This window comes from Labrys sp. HAY1-8F (assembly GCF_056754975.1).
Map to the genome: position 1 here is coordinate 4,238,877 of NZ_JBPGWZ010000002.1, position 16,865 is coordinate 4,255,741.

The following is a 16,865-nucleotide window of genomic DNA, read 5'->3' on the forward strand; positions in this document are numbered from 1 at the left end:
GCGATGCGCGGGGCTTCGGCTGGCGGTTTTCGGTCGCGGGGAAATGACGAGGCGAGGCGATGAAAGTCCTGATTCTGGGTGCGGCCGGCATGGTTGGCCGCAAATTGCTGGAGAGCATGAGCCGCGACGGCAAGCTTGGCGGCAAGCCCGTAAGCGAAGCCCTGCTCAGCGACGTCGTGCTGCCCGAGGTCCCCGCCGGCTTGCCCTTCGCCTGCAGCGCCAGCCAGGACGACCTGCCCGTGCCCGGTACGGTCGAGCGCCTGATCGATACCCGCCCGGATGTGATCGTCCATCTCGCCGCCATCGTATCGGGTGAAGCCGAGGCCGATTTCGAAAAGGGCTATCGTATCAATCTGGAAGGCACCCAGCGCCTGTTCGACGCGATCCGTCAGGCCCATGGCGATGCCAGGCCGGGCGAGGGCTATTATCCGCGCGTGATTTTTTCCTCCTCGATTGCGGTGTTCGGCGCGCCCTTCCCGGAGCGTATCGGCGACGAGTTCTTCAACACGCCTCTGACTTCCTATGGCACGCAGAAGGCAATCGGCGAATTGCTGCTGGCCGACTACAGCCGCCGCGGCTTCTTCGACGGCATCGGCATCCGCCTGCCGACCATCGCGGTGCGTCCGGGCAAGCCCAACAAGGCGGCCTCCGGCTTCTTCTCGGGCATTCTGCGCGAGCCGCTGAACGGGCAGGAGGCGATCCTGCCTGTCTCGGACGACGTGCGCCATTGGTTCGCCAGCCCGCGCTCGGCGGTCGGTTTCCTGCATCATTCCGCGGCGATCGACACGGCCCGCCTGGGCGCTCGGCGCAATCTTTCCATGCCCGGCCTTTCCGCAACGGTGGCCGAGGAGATCGAGGCCCTGCGTAGGGCGGCCGGCGACAAGGCGGTGGCGCTGATCAAACATCAGCCCGATCCCGTGATCGAGAAGATCGTGGCGGGTTGGCCGCGCGATTTCGATACGGCACGTGCCCTCGAACTCGGCTTCATCGCGGACCGCGACATGGATGCCATCGTGCAGGCTCACATCGAGGACGAACTCGGCGGCAAGCTGACGGCTCTCTGACCGAGGCGTGTTTGGGCAAAACGCCTCCTTGCGGCAGGCGATTTCACCAAACCGCAAAACGTTTTGGAGCGCTGGGCCGAAAAATAGATGCTGATTTTCGGCAAAAACCACGCGGTAACAACAACCTGCAGCATCAGGCCCAATTCCGGAATCGGACCTGATGCTGTAGGCGTTGGCAGCGCCCTTCGATCAATTCCGTTCCGCGAGAGTATTCCGGCATGTCCGCACCCGATCTTCTGATGCCCAAGCCCATGCTTGCCCAAACGGTCGAGGCCCTTGACCAGGCCTTCACCGTGCACAAGCTCTGGCTGGCCGAAGATCCCGAGGCCATGCTGGCCGGAATTGCGGACCGGGTGCGCTTCCTCGCTGCCGGCGGTCACGCCCATGTCGACGAGGCGCTGCTCGCGGCCCTGCCCAAGCTCGAAATCATTGCCAATTTCGGCGTCGGCTATGATTCCGTCGATGCCGCGGCAGCCGCGAGGCATGGTGTCATCGTCACCAATACGCCCGAAGTCCTCAATGAGGATGTCGCCGATCTCGCCATGGCCTTGCTGCTGGCGACCATCCGCGAAATACCGCAGGCGGATCGCTTCCTTCGGCAGGGCAAATGGTTGAGCGAGAACTATCCGCTGACGAAGGCAACGCTGCGCGGACGCACGTTGGGTATCGTGGGCCTGGGCCGGATCGGCAAGGCGATCGCACGCCGCGCCGAGGCCTTTGGCCTGAAGATCGCCTATTACGGACGCAGCCGCCAGGCGGATGTGGCCTATGCCTATCATGCCAGCGTGCGGGCGCTGGCGGAGGCGGTGGATACGCTGATGATCATCGTCCCCGGCGGGGCGGAAACGCGCAATCTGGTCGATGCCGATGTGCTCAAGGCACTTGGCCCCGAAGGCGTGCTGATCAATGTCGCCCGCGGTTCGGTGGTCGATGAGAACGCCCTCATCGAGGCATTGCGCAATCGCACCATTCTCGCGGCAGGGCTCGACGTCTTCGCCGACGAACCGCGCGTGCCCGAGGGGCTGGCGGCGCTCGACAATGCGGTATTGTTGCCGCATGTCGGCTCGGCCACCATTCATACCCGCCGAGCCATGGGCCAGTTGGTGGTCGACAATCTCGTCTCCTGGCGCGATGGCAAGGGCCCGCTGACGCCGGTGGCTGAAACGCCCTGGCCGCGAAAGACGACCTGAGGGCCGGCGGCTGCATCTGCGTACACGACTGTCGAGTCCCGCCGGACCCCTGGTCCGGCGTAGGTGTGCTCGTGCCTGATCCAGGAGGAGCTCTCCATCTCGTTGCATGGCAACCGTGCCTGCAAGCAAAACGTGATGCCGGATAGGCATTTTTGCGAACTCGTTCCGGCGTCCCTACGCGTCGGCAGCGGACCTGCAAGTCTTATATTACCACACGGAAAATGATTTGCCCGTGGTGGGAGTCGTATTTCGACTTTTGCCTGATGGGTAGAGATAATATGTGTTTATTTAATATGTTCCAATTATAAAACGCCAATATAGACTTCTAATGTGCAGATTTATAAATTAAAAATACCGAAATCGGTAGTAATTTATTCAGCGGAAGCTCGTGTATCCGGGTTGTGTCTTTTGAGTGACACATATTCGCCAAAATGTTTTCTGTCGGTTCCGAGGCGTGGGAATTCTATTGTAGTGCTTTCTAGAATATCGCACCCTTACTGCGACAATTCACGCGGCGGCCAAATGCTTCTCAAGCATGCGCCAAGTTCGGTCGGCTGTTGCGAGTGGGGTGTCATGTCAAGAAGCCCCCTCGTGCAAGTAAAATAATGTCCCGGAGGGGGTTCTGATGACGATGAAATCCGCACTTCTCGGCGCTGCTGCAGGCATTGCCGCCATTGGCGCCGCGCAGGCTGCCGACCTGCCCATGACCAAGGGCGAAGCCGTTGAATATGTGAAGGTTTGCTCGGCCTTCGGGCCTGGCTTTTTCTACATTCCCGGCAGCGACACCTGCCTCAAGATCGGCGGAGAGATCCGCGCCGATTATCGTGTGTTCGGCGGCGACCGGGTAGGCATCAATTCAGCTCCGACATCACTTAACAATGTCTTGACCAATGTCGGGCAGAACCGGAACGATGATCGCTCGGCCTTCAACACTCAGGCCCGTATCTGGTTCGACGCCCGCACGCAGACCGATTGGGGCTTGCTGCGCTCCTATTTCCAGATCAATGCCGACTCGCATCCGATTTCGGCTCAAGGCCGTGGCGGCATCTACAACGGCAACACCTTCACGATCGACAAGGCCTTCATCCAGTTCGGTGGCCTGACGGCTGGTTACGCCCATTCGTTCTTCGGCTTCTACGACAACGAGTATGGCGATACGATCTGGGCGCCCTATTACGCAGAAACCAGCACGGTGAACCTGCTCGCCTACACTGCTCAGTTTGGCGGTGGCTTCAGCGCCACGCTATCGATCGAAGATGGCCGCGACCACCGTGTCAACGACGTGGGCATCAGTGGCACGATCACCGGCTTGGGTCCTGCCGGCGTGGACATCAATCTGCAGGGCGGGCAGCAAATCCCGGATGTCGTTGGTCAATTGCGTTATGACTCGAGTTGGGGATCCTTGGCCCTCCAAGGAGCTCTTCACCAGTTGCGCGCACCCGAGACTGTCGACGGGACGCTGACGTTGGGCGGCACCAACATCCCCTTTTCGATCCCCACAACTCATGACAACAAATATGGCTACGCCATCGGTGGTACTGCCCTCATTAAAATTCCGGTTATCGATGGCGGGCATTTTATCGTTGAAGGTCAGTATGCTGATGGCGCCACCGAATATCTCGGTGTCAAGAACAGCCTCGGCACGCTCATCGGCTTGTCGGACCTCTTCCCCTCGTCGATCGGGCCAGGAGGTATTTCGGGCTATGGCAGAACCAAGGGCTGGTCGATCGTGGCCGAACTCGGTGGCAATATCACGCCGCAGCTCAACGCCAATCTTGTGGGTAGCTACATCGACGTGAAGGCCGACGGCATCCTGCGCAACGTTGTCCCGGGTATCGATATCTCGCTCAAGGAATACTCCATCGCGGGCAATCTGACCTATATGATCGTCAAGGGCCTCTCAGTGGCTGGCGAAGTATCCTATACCCACACCAAGCAGGAAGTTGGCATCGGGCCGTTGGGGTCTCTGGATGGCTCCGCCAACTCCTGGCAGGGTGGCGTTCGCCTGAAGCGCACCTTCTGATCCGAACTGGACGATCTGAAAGCGGGGCCCGGCGTGAGCCGGGCCCCGCTTGGCCTATTGTGCTTGTTGCCACGAAGTTGTGCTGTGCGTTTTTGCAGTGCCCTCAAGAAAATGTGATGTTACGTTTTTTAGATGTAACGCTAAATGTATTTCGATATGGTTCCGTATATTGGAATACCTTACGTATAGCTGTTGAAGTGCAGTGCATTTTGCGGAGTCTTCCCAGTCCTGGGGAAGTCGCGATGGAATATTTCAAAGTGTTTGCTGAAAGAGTGTCAGGCAATGTAGCGCGATCGAACCGGGCGTGAAGTGAGTGAAGAAATGCAGGAAAGAGCGAGCCGTCCCTTCCAGAAGAACGCCACATCGCTACAGATCGATTGGAAGCGATTTGGCGACGATTTGCGGAGTGTGCGCGCAACGCGCGGGCTGACCTATCGGCAATTCGGTGCGCTCACGGGCGTGACCTTCAGCACGCTGGCGCGCCTTGAATCCTCCTATCTGCCTTGCAATGCCGAAACTTTCGTGACTCTCGCGGTAGAGATGGGCCGAGATCCGCTGACTTATGCGATCCGCGGCAGTGCTGGTGTGAGCGGCGTGCTCGCTCAGGAAACTGACGCGGCTTGATCGCCGGCGCGGTTGAAACGCTGGGCAAGGAGGGGCAGGCGCGCCTGTTGCTCCGGCGGTAAAGCTGATAGGGTCCTTTGGTCCCCTTTGCCGATTTGCCCGCTCCCTTCATGCTCGATCGCTCCACGCCGGTTCCCCTCTATTTCCAACTCGCCGAGACCTTGAGAGCTGGAATTTCGCAGGGCCTCTATGCCGCGGGCGGGAGGCTTCCCTCTGAACATGAGCTCTGCGCCCGCTACGACGTCTCGCGCAGCGTCGTGCGCCAGGCACTGCAGTCGCTGGCGCTGCAGGGGCTGATCGAAACCGAGCGGGGACGCGGTGCCTTCGTGCGCGAGCGCAAGGTGCCGATCAATCTAAGCCAACGCCTTGACCCGTTGCGCGAGGATCTGGCGCGGGCCGGCTTCAAACTGAGCACAAAAATCCTGGCGCAACGCCTGATCGACGCCCCCGTGGCCATCGCCGAGCGTATCGGCGACAGCAAGGCCGTGTTGATCGAACGCCTGCGCTATGCCGATGGCGAGGTGCTGCTGCTGGTGCGCAACTACCTGCCCTATGGCCGGGTGCCGGGATTGCTGACCCATCCGGGGCTCGAGCAGGTCTCGCTCTACGAATGCCTCGAACGGGATTTCGGCGTGATCGTTTCCAGCGGCCAGCGCACTGTGGAAATCGGCACGGCCGATGCGGAGATTGCCGGCCATCTCGGGCTCGATCCCGGATCGCATGTGCTCTTCAACCGTGAACTTACCTATGATCAGGAAGGGAGGCCGGTGGAATATTACGAATCCTGGCACCATCCCGATCGTACGCGCCTGACCATCGAATTGCATCGGGCGCGCTGAAGGACGGTTCTTAAGAAGTTGCCGGGAGCAAAGCTCTCGCTTTTGCCGCGATCGCTTCGGGCGTGAGGCCGAAATGCCGGTAAAGTAGCGGGCCGGGCGCACTCTCGCCGAAGGCGTCGATGCCAACAACCGCGCCGGGACCGCGCAGGAATTGGTACCAGTAGATCGACGAGGCAGCCTCGACGAACAAAGTGGGCGTGCCGGGGGCCAGCACCGCGTCGCGATAGGCCGCGGGCTGGCTGGCAAAAATATTGGCGTTGGGGATCGATACCACCCGCGTGCGGATGCCCTCTGCTGCGAGATGCGCTGCGGCTTCGGCAACGAGTCCCAGCTCGGAGCCGGTTCCGGCAAGGACGAGATCAGGGTACTCCGCCGGTCCGGAAAGCACATAGCCGCCACGCCGGATCGCCTGCCGGTGTTCAGGGACATGGGCAATCGCCGGAGCGTCCTGGCGGGCCGCGACGATGACGCTGGGCCCCTCACGGCCCACTGCCGCTTCCCAGGCAAGAAGCGCTTCGAGTTCGCTCCCGGGGCGCCATAGCGACAGGCCGGGAATGGCGCGCAAGGCGAGGAGTTGCTCGGCGGGCTGGTGAGTCGGCCCGTCCTCACCGACGCCGATGGAATCATGCGTGTAGAGGAAGATCGCCTTGAGTTTCATCAGGGCGGCGAGGCGCACGGCGTTGCGGGCATAGTCGCTGAAGACCAGATAGGTCGAGCCGAAGGGGATCAGGCCGCCGTGAGCAGCCATGCCGTTCATCACGGCGGACATGCCGAATTCGCGCACGCCGTAGTGGATGAAATTGCCGGCGAAATCCCCGGGCAGGATTGATTTGGAAGCCGGCGTCCAGGCCAGAGTGGACTGGCTGAGATCGGCCGAGCCGCCGATCAGCTCCGGCAGCATCGCGGTGAAACGGGCAAGCACCTTGCTGGAGGCCTTGCGCAGAGGCTGGCGGGCCGGCGGCTCCCTCACCAGGGCATCGGCATAATCGGCCACGGCCGTGGCGAAAGCTGCGGGCGCTTCGCCGGCCATGCGACGCTGCAACTCCGCGGCCAGATCTGGATAGGCTGCCTGATAGCGGGTGAACAGCGCCTCCCAGGCCGCCTGGCTGTCAGCTCCACGACCGTGCGCATCCCAGCCGGCGCGGATGGAGGGCGGCACCTCATGCGGCGGATAGGGCCAGCCCAGTGTCTCGCGGGTCGCGGCAGCCTCGGTGGCACCCAGCGGGGCGCCGTGGACTTCTTCCTTGCCCTGCTTGTTGGGGGCGCCGAAACCGATGATGGTGCGGCAGCAGATCAGGCTCGGCCTGTCATGCGCGCCGCGCGCCTCCTCGATCGCCGCCTGCACGGTGCCCGCATCATGGCCGTCGACATCGGCGACCACGTGCCAGCCCAGCGCCCGGAAGCGCGCCGGCGTGTCGTCCGCGAACCACGCCTTGACCTCGCCGTCGATCGAGATGCCGTTGTCGTCATAGAAGGCGATCAGCCTGCCGAGGCCGAGCGCGCCGGCGAGCGAAGCAGCCTCCTGCGCCACGCCTTCCATCAGGCAGCCGTCACCGAGGAAGACATAGGTGTGGTGATCGATGACAGGAAAGCCATCGCGGTTGAATTCGGCCGCCAGCTTGCGCTCGGCAAGCGCCATGCCGACGGCATTGGCGAAACCTTGGCCGAGCGGGCCGGTGGTCGTCTCGACCCCCGGCGTCATGCCATGTTCGGGATGGCCCGGCGTCTTGGATCCAGGCTTGCGATGGGCCTTCAAATCTTCCAGCGAGAGATCATAGCCTGACAGATGCAGCAGGGAATAGATCAGCATCGCGCCATGGCCGTTCGACTGTACGAAGCGGTCGCGATCGATCCAGGCCGGGTCGGCCGGATTGTGCTTGAGGAAGCGGTTCCACAGCACCTCGGCGATATCGGCCATGCCCATGGCGGTGCCGGGATGACCTGTCCCAGCCGCCTCGATGGTATCGACGGTCAGGAAGCGGATGGCGTTGGCGAGGTCGCGCGGGGAGAGGGCGGGGCGTTCGTCGAAGCTCATGGCGTTTCCCAGATGGTTCGTATCTTGTAATCCTGTCCGTACAAGTAGGACGCATAAGTTATGCTGTCAAATGCCGCGGTTTCCTGGCCTGGATTGCCTCGCTCAGCGCGCCATGACGCAGGCAGGAACTGGCCCGGTCGAAGCCGCCCTAGCCCTTCACATAGCGCCGCCAGGGATGTTCCTCCCGGAAGCCCAGGAGCTCGCGAGCCTTCTTGTTGGAAAGCAGCGTCTCATATTCGCCGAGCGTGCCTTTCACCGGCACATCGGGATAGAAGCGCCGGAGCAGTTCGGCGGTCGGCAGATTGGACGAGGTGTCGTCGTTGACGGCATTGAAGACCTGGAAGCCGAGGCCGTCCTTCTCAATGGCGAGCCGGGTGATCTGGCCGAGGTCGCGCGCATCGATATAGCTCCAAGCGATGCGCTTGCGGAAGCCTGGATCGGCGAACCATTTGGGGAAGTTTTCGGTGTAGTCTTCGGGGATGAGGACGTTGCCGATGCGAAGCGCATAGATGTCGGTGGCTTCGCGCAGCGCGAAGGCGCGAGCCGTCTTCTCGTTGACGACCTTGGAGAGGGCGTAGCTGTCCATCGGGTCGACGTCATAGTCCTCGTCGAGGGGAAAATAGGCGGGACTGCGATGTTCATGGGCGAAGACGACGCCATAGGTCGTCTCGCTCGAGGCAATCACGACCTTGCGGATGCCGAGCTTGGTCGCTGCCTCGATGACGTTGTAGGTACCGAGCGCATTGACGCGGAACACCTCGTTGTCAGGCACGATCATGATGCGCGGAATGGCGGCGAAATGAACGACGGCATCGACCCTCTGCGGGCGCAAGGAGGCGTCGAACTCGTGGGTGCCCATATAGCTCGACAGCGCATTGAATACCTGGCCGGCATCTGTGATGTCGGCGATCAGCGTGCGTACGCGCGGATCGTCCAATGGCCGGGTGTCGATATTGAGCACCTGGTAGCCGTGATCGAGGAGATCCTTCACCACATGGCGCCCGGCCTTGCCGCTGCCGCCGGTGAACATGATGCGCTTGGCCATGCTCGCTGTCTCCCACTATTGTCATGTTATTTTGTATGACAATAGTGGGAGAGCGCCGAAGTGCAAGAGCAAGATTCTACCCTGGCAGTATGCCTCGACAGGCGAAGAACTCACCCCTTCTTGATGATCACATAGCCGAGCACCAGCGAGATCGCAGTGGCGATGTAGATCGACAGCGACTGCTCCAGAAAGCGCATCCAGAACAGATGGATGGCGATCAGCAACACCACGGCGATGAAGCCGCGGTCGAAGCCGTTGGTGTGGATCGGCAGGAAGCCCGTCTTCTCGGCGACTTTCTTGGCCTCTTCGTTCTGTTCGTCGAGATTCGTAAACTGGTTCATGGCCTCATCCCTTCACGGCGCCGAAGGTCAGGCCGGCGACGATATGGCGCTGCACGACACCGAGGATCACCAGGGCCGGGATCAGCGTCAGCATGGCGGTGGCGGCGAGCTGGCCCCAATTGGTACCGGTGACCGAGACATATTCGGCGAGCAGCGTGGTGATGGTGCGTGCCTCCACGCTGGTGAGGGTGGCTGCCAGCAGATACTCGTTCCAGGCGAAGATCCAGGTGAGGATCATGGTGACGGCGAGGCCCGGGCGGGCCAGCGGATAGATCACCTTGGTCAGGAGCTGGAAGGTCGAGGCGCCGTCGATGGTGGCAGCCTCGTCGAGTTCCTGCGGAATGGCGTCGAGCACTGGGCGCAGCGTCCACACCGCGAAGGGCAGGTTGAACACGCAATAGAGCAGGATGAGGCCGATGCGGGTATCGTACAGCTTCCAGTCGCCGATGGCGAAGACCTGCGTATAGAGCAGGAACAAGGGCAGCAGGAATACCGCCGGTGGCGCCATGCGGTTGGTGATGGTCCAGAAGAAGACGTTTTCCTTGCCGACCAGCTTGTAGCGCGTCAGCGCATAGGTGGCCAGGAAGCCGAGCAGGGTCACCAGCAGCGCGTTGGAGGTGGCGACGATGACCGAATTCAGCATGTATTTCTGCAGGTTCGGATCCGTCAGGGCGTTGGCGTAATTGTCCGGAAAGAACGAGGTCAACAGGAAGCTCGGCCTGCCGAACAGCTCGACACGGCTTTTGGCTGAGACGACGAACAGCCAGTAGATCGGCGCCAGCGTGATCAGGCTGAGCACGATCCAGAGCAGCAGGCTTACGAAGACATTGGGCTTGCGCATCACTCGGGCCTCCTGAGGTCGCGCCGGGCTACCAGGGCCGAATAGAGCAGCCAGCACATCACGATGGTGAGGTAGAGCACGAGCACGGACATGGCGCCGCCATAGCCGTAATCCTTCTTGGGAAACACCACGCGGTAGATGTAGAGGCCGACGAAGCGGGTGGCGTCGCCCGGGCCGCCGCTGGTCAGCATGAAGATCTCGTCGAAGGTGCGCAAAGCGTCCATCAGGCGGATGAACACGGTGGCGAGGATGGCCGGCTTCAGCATCGGCAGGGTGATGTGCCAGAAGATCTGGAAGCGGCTGGCCCCGTCGATCTGCGCCTGCTCGAAAGGATCCTTGGGCAGGGAGGAAAGGGCTGCGAGCAGGGTCAGCGTCACCAGCGGCGTCCAGTGCCAGATGTCCATGATCACCACGGCCGCGAAGGCCTGGTCCGAGAAGCGGCTGATATTGAGGTCGTAGCCGAACCAACTGCGCAGATAGCTCGGCACCGGGCCGAGGCCCGGCGTGAGCAGCAGGCGCCAGATCGCGCCCACGGCAATGGGCGCGATCACCAGCGGCAGGGTATGGATGGTGCGGAAGAAGCCCTTGCCCGGAAAATCGCGCATGAAGAGCTGGGCGAGGAAATAGCCGAGCACGATCTCGCTGACCACGGCAAAGAAGCCGAATTTCAACGTCCCCCAGATCGACTTGAGGAAGTCGGTGTCGAATACCAGGGCGCGGAAATTGTCGAGCCCGTTGAAATGCATGGCCGGATCGGCGGCGAAGCTGTTCCACTGCGTGAAGGAGACCACCATCACGTAGATGAACGGCACGATACCGAACAGAGCGAGGATGAACAGCGTGGGTGCCAGCAGCAGCCAGCCGGTTGTCGACGATCGCATGGGGATTCCTTCACCCGCGAGGCAGTAAAGGACAGCGGCGCGACTCCTGCTAAGCCAGGGGCCCCGCCGCTATTTCCGGTAAATCGGAACCGCCCTGGGCGGCTCCGGCAGGCCCGCTATTTGCGATAGCCCAGCTTCTTGAGTTCGGCCTCCGTCGTGGCCGCCATCTGATCGAGGGCGTCGGACGCCGAGAGATCGCCCGTGATCGCCTTGTAGAAGATAGAGGCGGTCGCTTCGCGCACCTGGGCATGGAAGGGGTAGGGCGGTGCGCCGGCGAAGAGCTTGCCGTCCTTCTTCATCAGCGAATAATAGCCGTTGGTCTTCTCGTCCTGCGCCTTCACCTTGGGATCGTCATAAGTCGAGTTATGGGTGATGCGCGAGCCGGCGACGGCCCAATCGGCTTGGACGCTCTCCTGGGCGATATATTGCAGGAAGAGCAAGGCCGCCTCCTTGTTCTTGGAGGCATAGGAGATGCCAAAGGCGCCGCCGTCATAATAGCCGATATAGCCCTTGCCGGCTTCGGCGGCCTCGATCACCCCCGGAGAGGTCGGAGGCAGGGCGACACCGACCTTGCCCACCACCTTGGACTTGCCGGCATCGGTGGCGATCCAGGCGGCATTCTCGCCATAGACGAGGCCCTGTGCGGCGCGGCCGGCGGCGAAGGTGGCCGCAACTTCGTCCCAGGTGCTGGCGGTGGATTCGGGCGGAGCGTCCGGCAGCAGGCTCAACCAGTATTCCAGCGCCTTCTTGGCCTCTGGGCTGTTCATCGAGCCGCCATTGGCGACGGTGGCGGCATAGTTCTTGGAGGCGTCGATGCCCCAATTATAGACGCCGAAGGTCGGTGCGACGCTTTCGAAGAATTCGTACCAGGAGGCGGGATGCCCGGTATTGGCCTGCACCGTCGAGCCCCACAATTCCTCGCCCTTGTCCTTGCCCCATTCGGTGAAGAAATCGGCGATGGCCTTGTAGTCCTCGTGGGTCTTGGCGGGGGCGAGATCCTTGCCGGTCTTCTTCTTGTAGGCTTCCTTCACCGCCGGATCATCGAACAGATCCTTGCGATAGAGATAGATCTTGATGAAGGCCTCCATCGGCACGCCGTAGAGGTCACCCTTGTCGTCCTTGAAGTAGTTGGCGAAGGTGGTGAACTTGGCGGGATCGTAGTCCGGTGCCTTCAGCGCCGGCTTGTCGGCGAGCGTCTTGGTGATGTCGACCAGGAAGTTGCGGGCCAGATAGCTGTAGATGATGTCCTGCTCGATATAGACGAAGTCATAGACGCCGGTCTTGGCCTCCATGTCCTTGATCGCCTTGTCGTACATCTGGTCCCAGGAGGTGGCTTCGAACTCCACCTTGATGCCGGTGGCCTTGGTGAAAGCCGGGCCCAGCACGTTCTTCACATAGTTGGAGGGCGGCGTGCTCTCCGAGATGCCGTGGATGGTGACGCCCTGGAGGTCCTTGGAGGCGTCGGACCAGAAATCGGCATAGGCGGAGGTGGTGGCGAGCAGGACGCTGACCGTCAGTGCGGCGAGGCCGGCTCCTATCTTCCTGTACATCTGGTTTCTCCCTGGAAATGGCTTGTTTCTTTTTGCCCGCGTGGCGACGGGATAGGCGCCCGAGCCACATCATGGGGGCGCCCTTCATTTTGTTGCGCATTTCCACAAACTGAGTCAATGGGCAAGGTCACGCGCAAGGTGAAGTTGTATGAAGAATCTTGCGCAAAGTCATCCCTAAAATATGACGAACTTTCTCCAGGTGATGAAGAAGGTTCGTCGACGACTGTTTGCCTGGGAGAATGGATGCCGCGACCAGCCTCAATCCGGTAGAGGAATATGTTCGGCGCGATCATCCGGGGGCAGATCGAACAGGCCCTGGCCCCACTTCTGCGCCTGCCACTGGGTCTTGGCTTCCTCGATGCGCTCCTTGGAGGAGGCGACGAAGTTCCACCAGATATAGCGCGGCCCGCCGAGGGTGGCGCCGCCCAGGATCATCAGGCGGGCCCCCTGGTCGCCGGCCGCCACGGTGATGGCATCGCCGGGGCGGAAGACCATCATCTGCCCGGCCGCGAAATCCTGGCCGGCGATGGTGACGGAGCCTTGCGTGATATAGAGGCCGCGATCCTCGTGCTCGTCCGGCAGCGGCAGTCTGGCACGGGGGGCCAGCACGACATCGCCATAGAAGGTTTCCGAGAACAATGTCGCCGGCGCCTTCTCGCCATAGGCATTGCCGAGGATGAGTTTCACGCTGACGCCGTCACTTTCGATCACCGGCAGGCTCTCCTTGCCGTGATGCTCGAACATCGGCGCCATGTCCTCATGCGTTTCAGGCAGGGCGATCCAGGTCTGGATGCCGAACAGGCTGTTGGGGCCCTGGCGGGCTTCCGCAGAGGTTCGTTCGGAATGGGTGACGCCGCGCCCGGCCACCATCCAATTCAGGGCGCCGGGCTGGATGACCTGGTCGGTGCCCAGACTGTCGCGATGGTGGAAATCGCCGCGATAGAGATAGGTGACGGTGCCCAGGCCGATATGGGGGTGCGGGCGCACGTCGACGCCTTGCCCGGTCAGGAATTCGGCGGGCCCCGCCTGGTCGAAGAAGATGAACGGTCCCACCATCTGGCGCTTGGGGGCCGGCAAGGCGCGGCGCACTTCGAAGCCGCCGAGATCGCGCGAACGCGGTACGATCAAGGTTTCGATCGCGTCGATGCCGATCGCATCGGGGCAACCGGGTGTCAGGGCGGGATTCCAGCTCATTCGATCCTCCAGTCCGCTTGATGCTGCGGACGTTGTCGGCCATACGCGGCCCATGGCTCAGCATAAACAGGGAGCCGTCCGCCCAAAACCTTTTTGCCGTTCGTCAATCGAGAACGCCGAATTCGGCATCAGTGGCTTGGACTGATGGAAACGATCATGCGAGGTTTGCCAAATCACCAGCGGGGAAGACGAGGCGCGCTCATGACGGCAATTGCCGCGAACGGTATCCATCACGTCACCTTGATGACGCGCAACGTGCAGGCGAATGTCGACTTCTATGTCGGCTTCCTCGGCTTGCGCCTGATCAAGCGCACGGGTGGTTACGAAGATGCCCAGCAGCTCCATCTCTTCTATGGCGATCGTCTCGGCTCGCCCGGCTCCATCGTCACCTTCCTCGTTTGGGAGGACGGTGCCCCGGGCCGTGTCGGCAATGGCCAGGTTTCCGAGATCGCCTTTGCCGTGCCTTCGGCGAGCATCGGCGATTGGATGACGCGGGCCCTGAGCCATGGCGTGCCGATGACGGGGCCATCGCAGGAATTCGGCGAATCCGTGCTACGGCTCAAGGATCCCGACGGCGTCATCGTCAAGCTCGTCGGCGCCGACCTACCGGCGGCCACGCCCTGGGGCAATGAAGCGATCGCGCCAAGGCGCTTGCGCGCCGTGACCCTGCTGACCGACCAGCCAGAGGAAACGGCGGCCTTCATCGCGCGGTTCGGCTATCGGCCCGGGCCGCGCGAGGGCAATCTCCAGCGTATGCTGTCGGATACGGATGCTGTCGATATCCGGGATGCCTCCGGCTATGTGCCCGGCATTCCCGGCACCGGCACGGCCGATCATGTCGCCTTTCGCGCGGCGGATGTAGCCGAGGTGCGCAAGCATGAGGCTGCGCTGTCGCGTCTCAATTCGTCGCCGACCAATTTCCACGATCGCAACTACTTCACCTCGCTCTATGTGCGCGAGCCGGGCGGCACATTGATCGAAGTGGCGACGGATGGCCCAGGTTTTGCCATCGACGAGGCGGCCGATCATCTTGGCGAACGCCTGTTCGTGCCGCCGGGCGATGCCGAGCGGGCGGACGACCTGAAGGCGATGCTGCCGCAATTCTCCCTGCCAGGAGAGCCGCGCCTGCCGCGCCGGGATCTGCCCTTCGTGCATCGCTTCCATACGCCGGACCAGCCCGACGGCAGCACCCTGGTCCTGTTGCACGGCACCGGCGGGAACGAGGCCGATTTGATGCCGCTCGCTCGGCAGATCGCACCCCATGCGACCTTGCTCGGCGTGCGTGGGCGGAGCCATGAGGAAGGCGTGCTGCGTTGGTTCCGGCGCATGGGGATGACGAAGTTCGATCAGGCCGATATCGCCTTCGAGGCGAAGGCCTTCGCGGCTTTCGTCGACGGGGCCGTGGCAGGCTATGGACTCGACCCCACCCGTCTGACCTTTCTGGGCTATTCAAACGGCGCGAACTTCATCGCCGCCGTGATGGGATTGCATCCCGGCATCGTCAGGCGCGCCATTTTCCTGCGGGCGATGCCGGTGCTCGAGACCTTGCCAGATGCCGATCTTGCCGGGACATCGGCCCTGATGTTGACCGGGGCACGCGATCCCTTCGGACAGGAGGCGTCCCGGCTCGAGGCCTGGCTGCGGGATCGGGGCGCTGACGTCGCCGCCCGCAGCGTCGATGCCGGCCACGAATTGTCATCCGCCGATCTGTCGGCGGCGCGTCATTGGTATGAAGAAAGCAGTGAGGGAGGCCGGAATGGCTGACATCGATATTCATCGCGAAGAGCTTGCCGAGCCGCGCGGGCGCTATGTCGCGCGCATCGACGGCGTGGAAGGGGAGGCAGAGATCGTCTTCACCAGGCGCGATCCCGCCCTGATCAGTGCCGACCACACCGGCGCGCCCGAGACGATGCGCGGCACCGGTGCTGCCGCCGCGCTGGTGGCTTACATGGTGGAGGATGCCCGCAGGGACGGATTTCGCATCCTGCCGCTCTGCCCCTATGTGCGGGCGCAATACCGCAAGCATCCCGACTGGGCCGACGTGATGACGCTGGCGCCGGGTGAGGATCCGCCGGCGACGGCGTAGCTCCACGGCTTCTCTTCTTGGCGAAAGATCTAACGGAACTGCTCAAGCTGGGGCGATCGGATCTGGCCTGATTGCCTCCCGAGCACAGTTGCGGCACCGTGCGGGGATCGAACCTCGAGGTCGTCATGCAGTCTCCCGAGACAATCGCTACGCACGCCTATTTCCGACAGGTCACGGCGGACGGGTGGGATCTCATCTTCCATCCGTCTGACAATCGCTCCGACGTCGCCTACAGGGCGGGGTATATGTGCCATCCGACGCGTGAGCATTACGAGGCGCTCTTACCGCGCCTGCCGGCCTTCGAAGCCTTCTGCCGCAATCTGGAAGAGAATGACCGGCGCGTTCGCGATCATTTTCGTTCCTGGCCACCCTCCGTGGGGGCATTCGAACTCATCTGCGCCATGATGGGCGGCGGCGATGAATTGCTTCCATCCTCGCTCACGCCTTACCCCTATGATCAGCGGCCCTTCGCCTTGCAATATCGCGCGCTTGACCAAGCTGCCTGGGAGTTTGCCGGCGTCACCTGGTGGCCGCCGGTTTTTGCCGCTCTCTTCGATGTGGCCGGAAATTTCTCGGGGATCGAGTACCAGGTCGAACAGGCGATGCGCGACCTGCCGGATTCAATCGCACCATCACGGTGGGAGGCGGGATATCGCCATCCCTATTTCGGGCGACGCAAGCTGTCGGATTTTTCGCGCCTGACAACGTCGACCGTTGCGGGGCGCAAGATTCCGCTCAATCTCTTCATGACCAAGAAAACCATGGCTGCCTTCGAGCCGGAGCATCTGGATCCGTTCGTACCCCTGGTCGAGAAATTGGACAGGCTGGATGCCGGCGTGCGGTTGGGCTTTCCCGAGGCAATGCGCTTGGAATGGCTGGAGGAGCGTTTCACATATGGTACCCCGACCCTGCGCCGGGCTCTCGATCAGATCTTTCCCGATGCAACGGATCCTGGTGCCGTCTCTCCACAGGCCTTTGCCGCGGCGCTCGTTCTCAAGCGCGGATGCTTTTCGCTTTCGCCCGAGAAAAGCGGCGGCGCGGCGCTGACCCTCGACTATGCGATCCTGCCGGCCCGTAACGACAACGAATTGTTTGCAGCCAAGTTTTCTCTCGGTGGCGAGTTGCTTGACGTGGTGGTCGAGAGTTGAGGCA

Annotated in this window: 15 protein-coding genes; 8 read left to right on the forward strand and 7 right to left on the reverse strand. The window is 62.1% G+C overall.

Annotated elements, in window-relative coordinates; translation table 11 throughout:
• Positions 1-59 precede the first annotated feature (59 nt).
• The 5 genes from denD (at position 60) to ACR9ZN_RS28565 (ending at position 5,740) form a co-directional block, all read left to right on the forward strand.
• Positions 60-1,064: a D-erythronate dehydrogenase gene (denD, locus tag ACR9ZN_RS28545; protein WP_454812692.1), complete on the forward strand. Its 1,005-nt coding sequence runs from the start codon at positions 60-62 to the stop codon at positions 1,062-1,064.
• Positions 1,065-1,282: 218 nt separating this feature from the next.
• Positions 1,283-2,254, forward strand: a complete 972-nt coding sequence (locus ACR9ZN_RS28550; RefSeq protein ID WP_434955053.1) for a 2-hydroxyacid dehydrogenase — start codon at positions 1,283-1,285, stop codon at positions 2,252-2,254.
• Between the two features lie 625 nt (positions 2,255-2,879).
• On the forward strand, positions 2,880-4,277 hold the full coding sequence (locus tag ACR9ZN_RS28555) for a porin (RefSeq protein WP_454812693.1): 1,398 nt from the start codon (positions 2,880-2,882) through the stop codon (positions 4,275-4,277).
• Between the two features lie 309 nt (positions 4,278-4,586).
• Complete coding sequence (locus ACR9ZN_RS28560; protein WP_434955055.1) at positions 4,587-4,901, forward strand: helix-turn-helix domain-containing protein; 315 nt, start codon at positions 4,587-4,589, stop codon at positions 4,899-4,901.
• 77 nt (positions 4,902-4,978) lie between these two features.
• Complete coding sequence (locus ACR9ZN_RS28565) at positions 4,979-5,740, forward strand: GntR family transcriptional regulator (protein ID WP_481273781.1); 762 nt, start codon at positions 4,979-4,981, stop codon at positions 5,738-5,740.
• Positions 5,741-5,750: 10 nt separating this feature from the next.
• Here the strand turns inward: ACR9ZN_RS28565 and tkt are convergent, their stop codons facing one another.
• From tkt to ACR9ZN_RS28600, 7 genes are all read right to left on the reverse strand, one after another.
• Complete coding sequence (gene tkt / locus ACR9ZN_RS28570) at positions 5,751-7,775, reverse strand: transketolase (RefSeq protein WP_481273782.1); 2,025 nt, start codon at positions 7,773-7,775, stop codon at positions 5,751-5,753.
• A gap of 148 nt (positions 7,776-7,923) precedes the next feature.
• Positions 7,924-8,820, reverse strand: a complete 897-nt coding sequence (locus ACR9ZN_RS28575) for an NAD-dependent epimerase/dehydratase family protein (protein WP_481273783.1) — start codon at positions 8,818-8,820, stop codon at positions 7,924-7,926.
• Between the two features lie 110 nt (positions 8,821-8,930).
• On the reverse strand, positions 8,931-9,161 hold the full coding sequence (locus ACR9ZN_RS28580; protein WP_441771311.1) for a DUF2160 family membrane protein: 231 nt from the start codon (positions 9,159-9,161) through the stop codon (positions 8,931-8,933).
• 4 nt (positions 9,162-9,165) lie between these two features.
• The gene (locus ACR9ZN_RS28585; protein WP_434955060.1) at positions 9,166-10,002 is read right to left on the reverse strand and encodes a carbohydrate ABC transporter permease; all 837 of its coding nucleotides are present in this window, start codon (positions 10,000-10,002) and stop codon (positions 9,166-9,168) included.
• Complete coding sequence (locus ACR9ZN_RS28590; protein WP_434955061.1) at positions 10,002-10,883, reverse strand: carbohydrate ABC transporter permease; 882 nt, start codon at positions 10,881-10,883, stop codon at positions 10,002-10,004. Before ACR9ZN_RS28590 ends, ACR9ZN_RS28585 begins: the two co-directional genes overlap by 1 nt.
• A 116-nt stretch (positions 10,884-10,999) precedes the next feature.
• The gene (locus tag ACR9ZN_RS28595; RefSeq protein ID WP_434955062.1) at positions 11,000-12,433 is read right to left on the reverse strand and encodes an ABC transporter substrate-binding protein; all 1,434 of its coding nucleotides are present in this window, start codon (positions 12,431-12,433) and stop codon (positions 11,000-11,002) included.
• Between the two features lie 258 nt (positions 12,434-12,691).
• A complete protein-coding gene (locus tag ACR9ZN_RS28600; RefSeq protein WP_454812698.1) occupies positions 12,692-13,627 on the reverse strand; it encodes a pirin family protein in 936 nt (311 codons plus the stop codon).
• Between the two features lie 201 nt (positions 13,628-13,828).
• Between ACR9ZN_RS28600 and ACR9ZN_RS28605 the strand changes: the two genes are divergently transcribed.
• The 3 genes from ACR9ZN_RS28605 to ACR9ZN_RS28615 all read left to right on the forward strand — a co-directional run bounded on the left by ACR9ZN_RS28605 (position 13,829) and on the right by ACR9ZN_RS28615 (position 16,861).
• Positions 13,829-15,391: a VOC family protein gene (locus ACR9ZN_RS28605; protein WP_481273784.1), complete on the forward strand. Its 1,563-nt coding sequence runs from the start codon at positions 13,829-13,831 to the stop codon at positions 15,389-15,391.
• Positions 15,384-15,713, forward strand: a complete 330-nt coding sequence (locus ACR9ZN_RS28610) for a GNAT family N-acetyltransferase (protein WP_454812702.1) — start codon at positions 15,384-15,386, stop codon at positions 15,711-15,713. The genes ACR9ZN_RS28605 and ACR9ZN_RS28610 overlap by 8 nt, the downstream gene beginning before the upstream one ends.
• Before the next feature lie 125 nt (positions 15,714-15,838).
• Positions 15,839-16,861 carry a hypothetical protein gene (locus tag ACR9ZN_RS28615; RefSeq protein WP_454812704.1) on the forward strand — a complete coding sequence of 341 codons (1,023 nt, stop codon included), beginning with the start codon at positions 15,839-15,841 and terminating at the stop codon, positions 16,859-16,861.
• Positions 16,862-16,865: the final 4 nt, after the last annotated feature.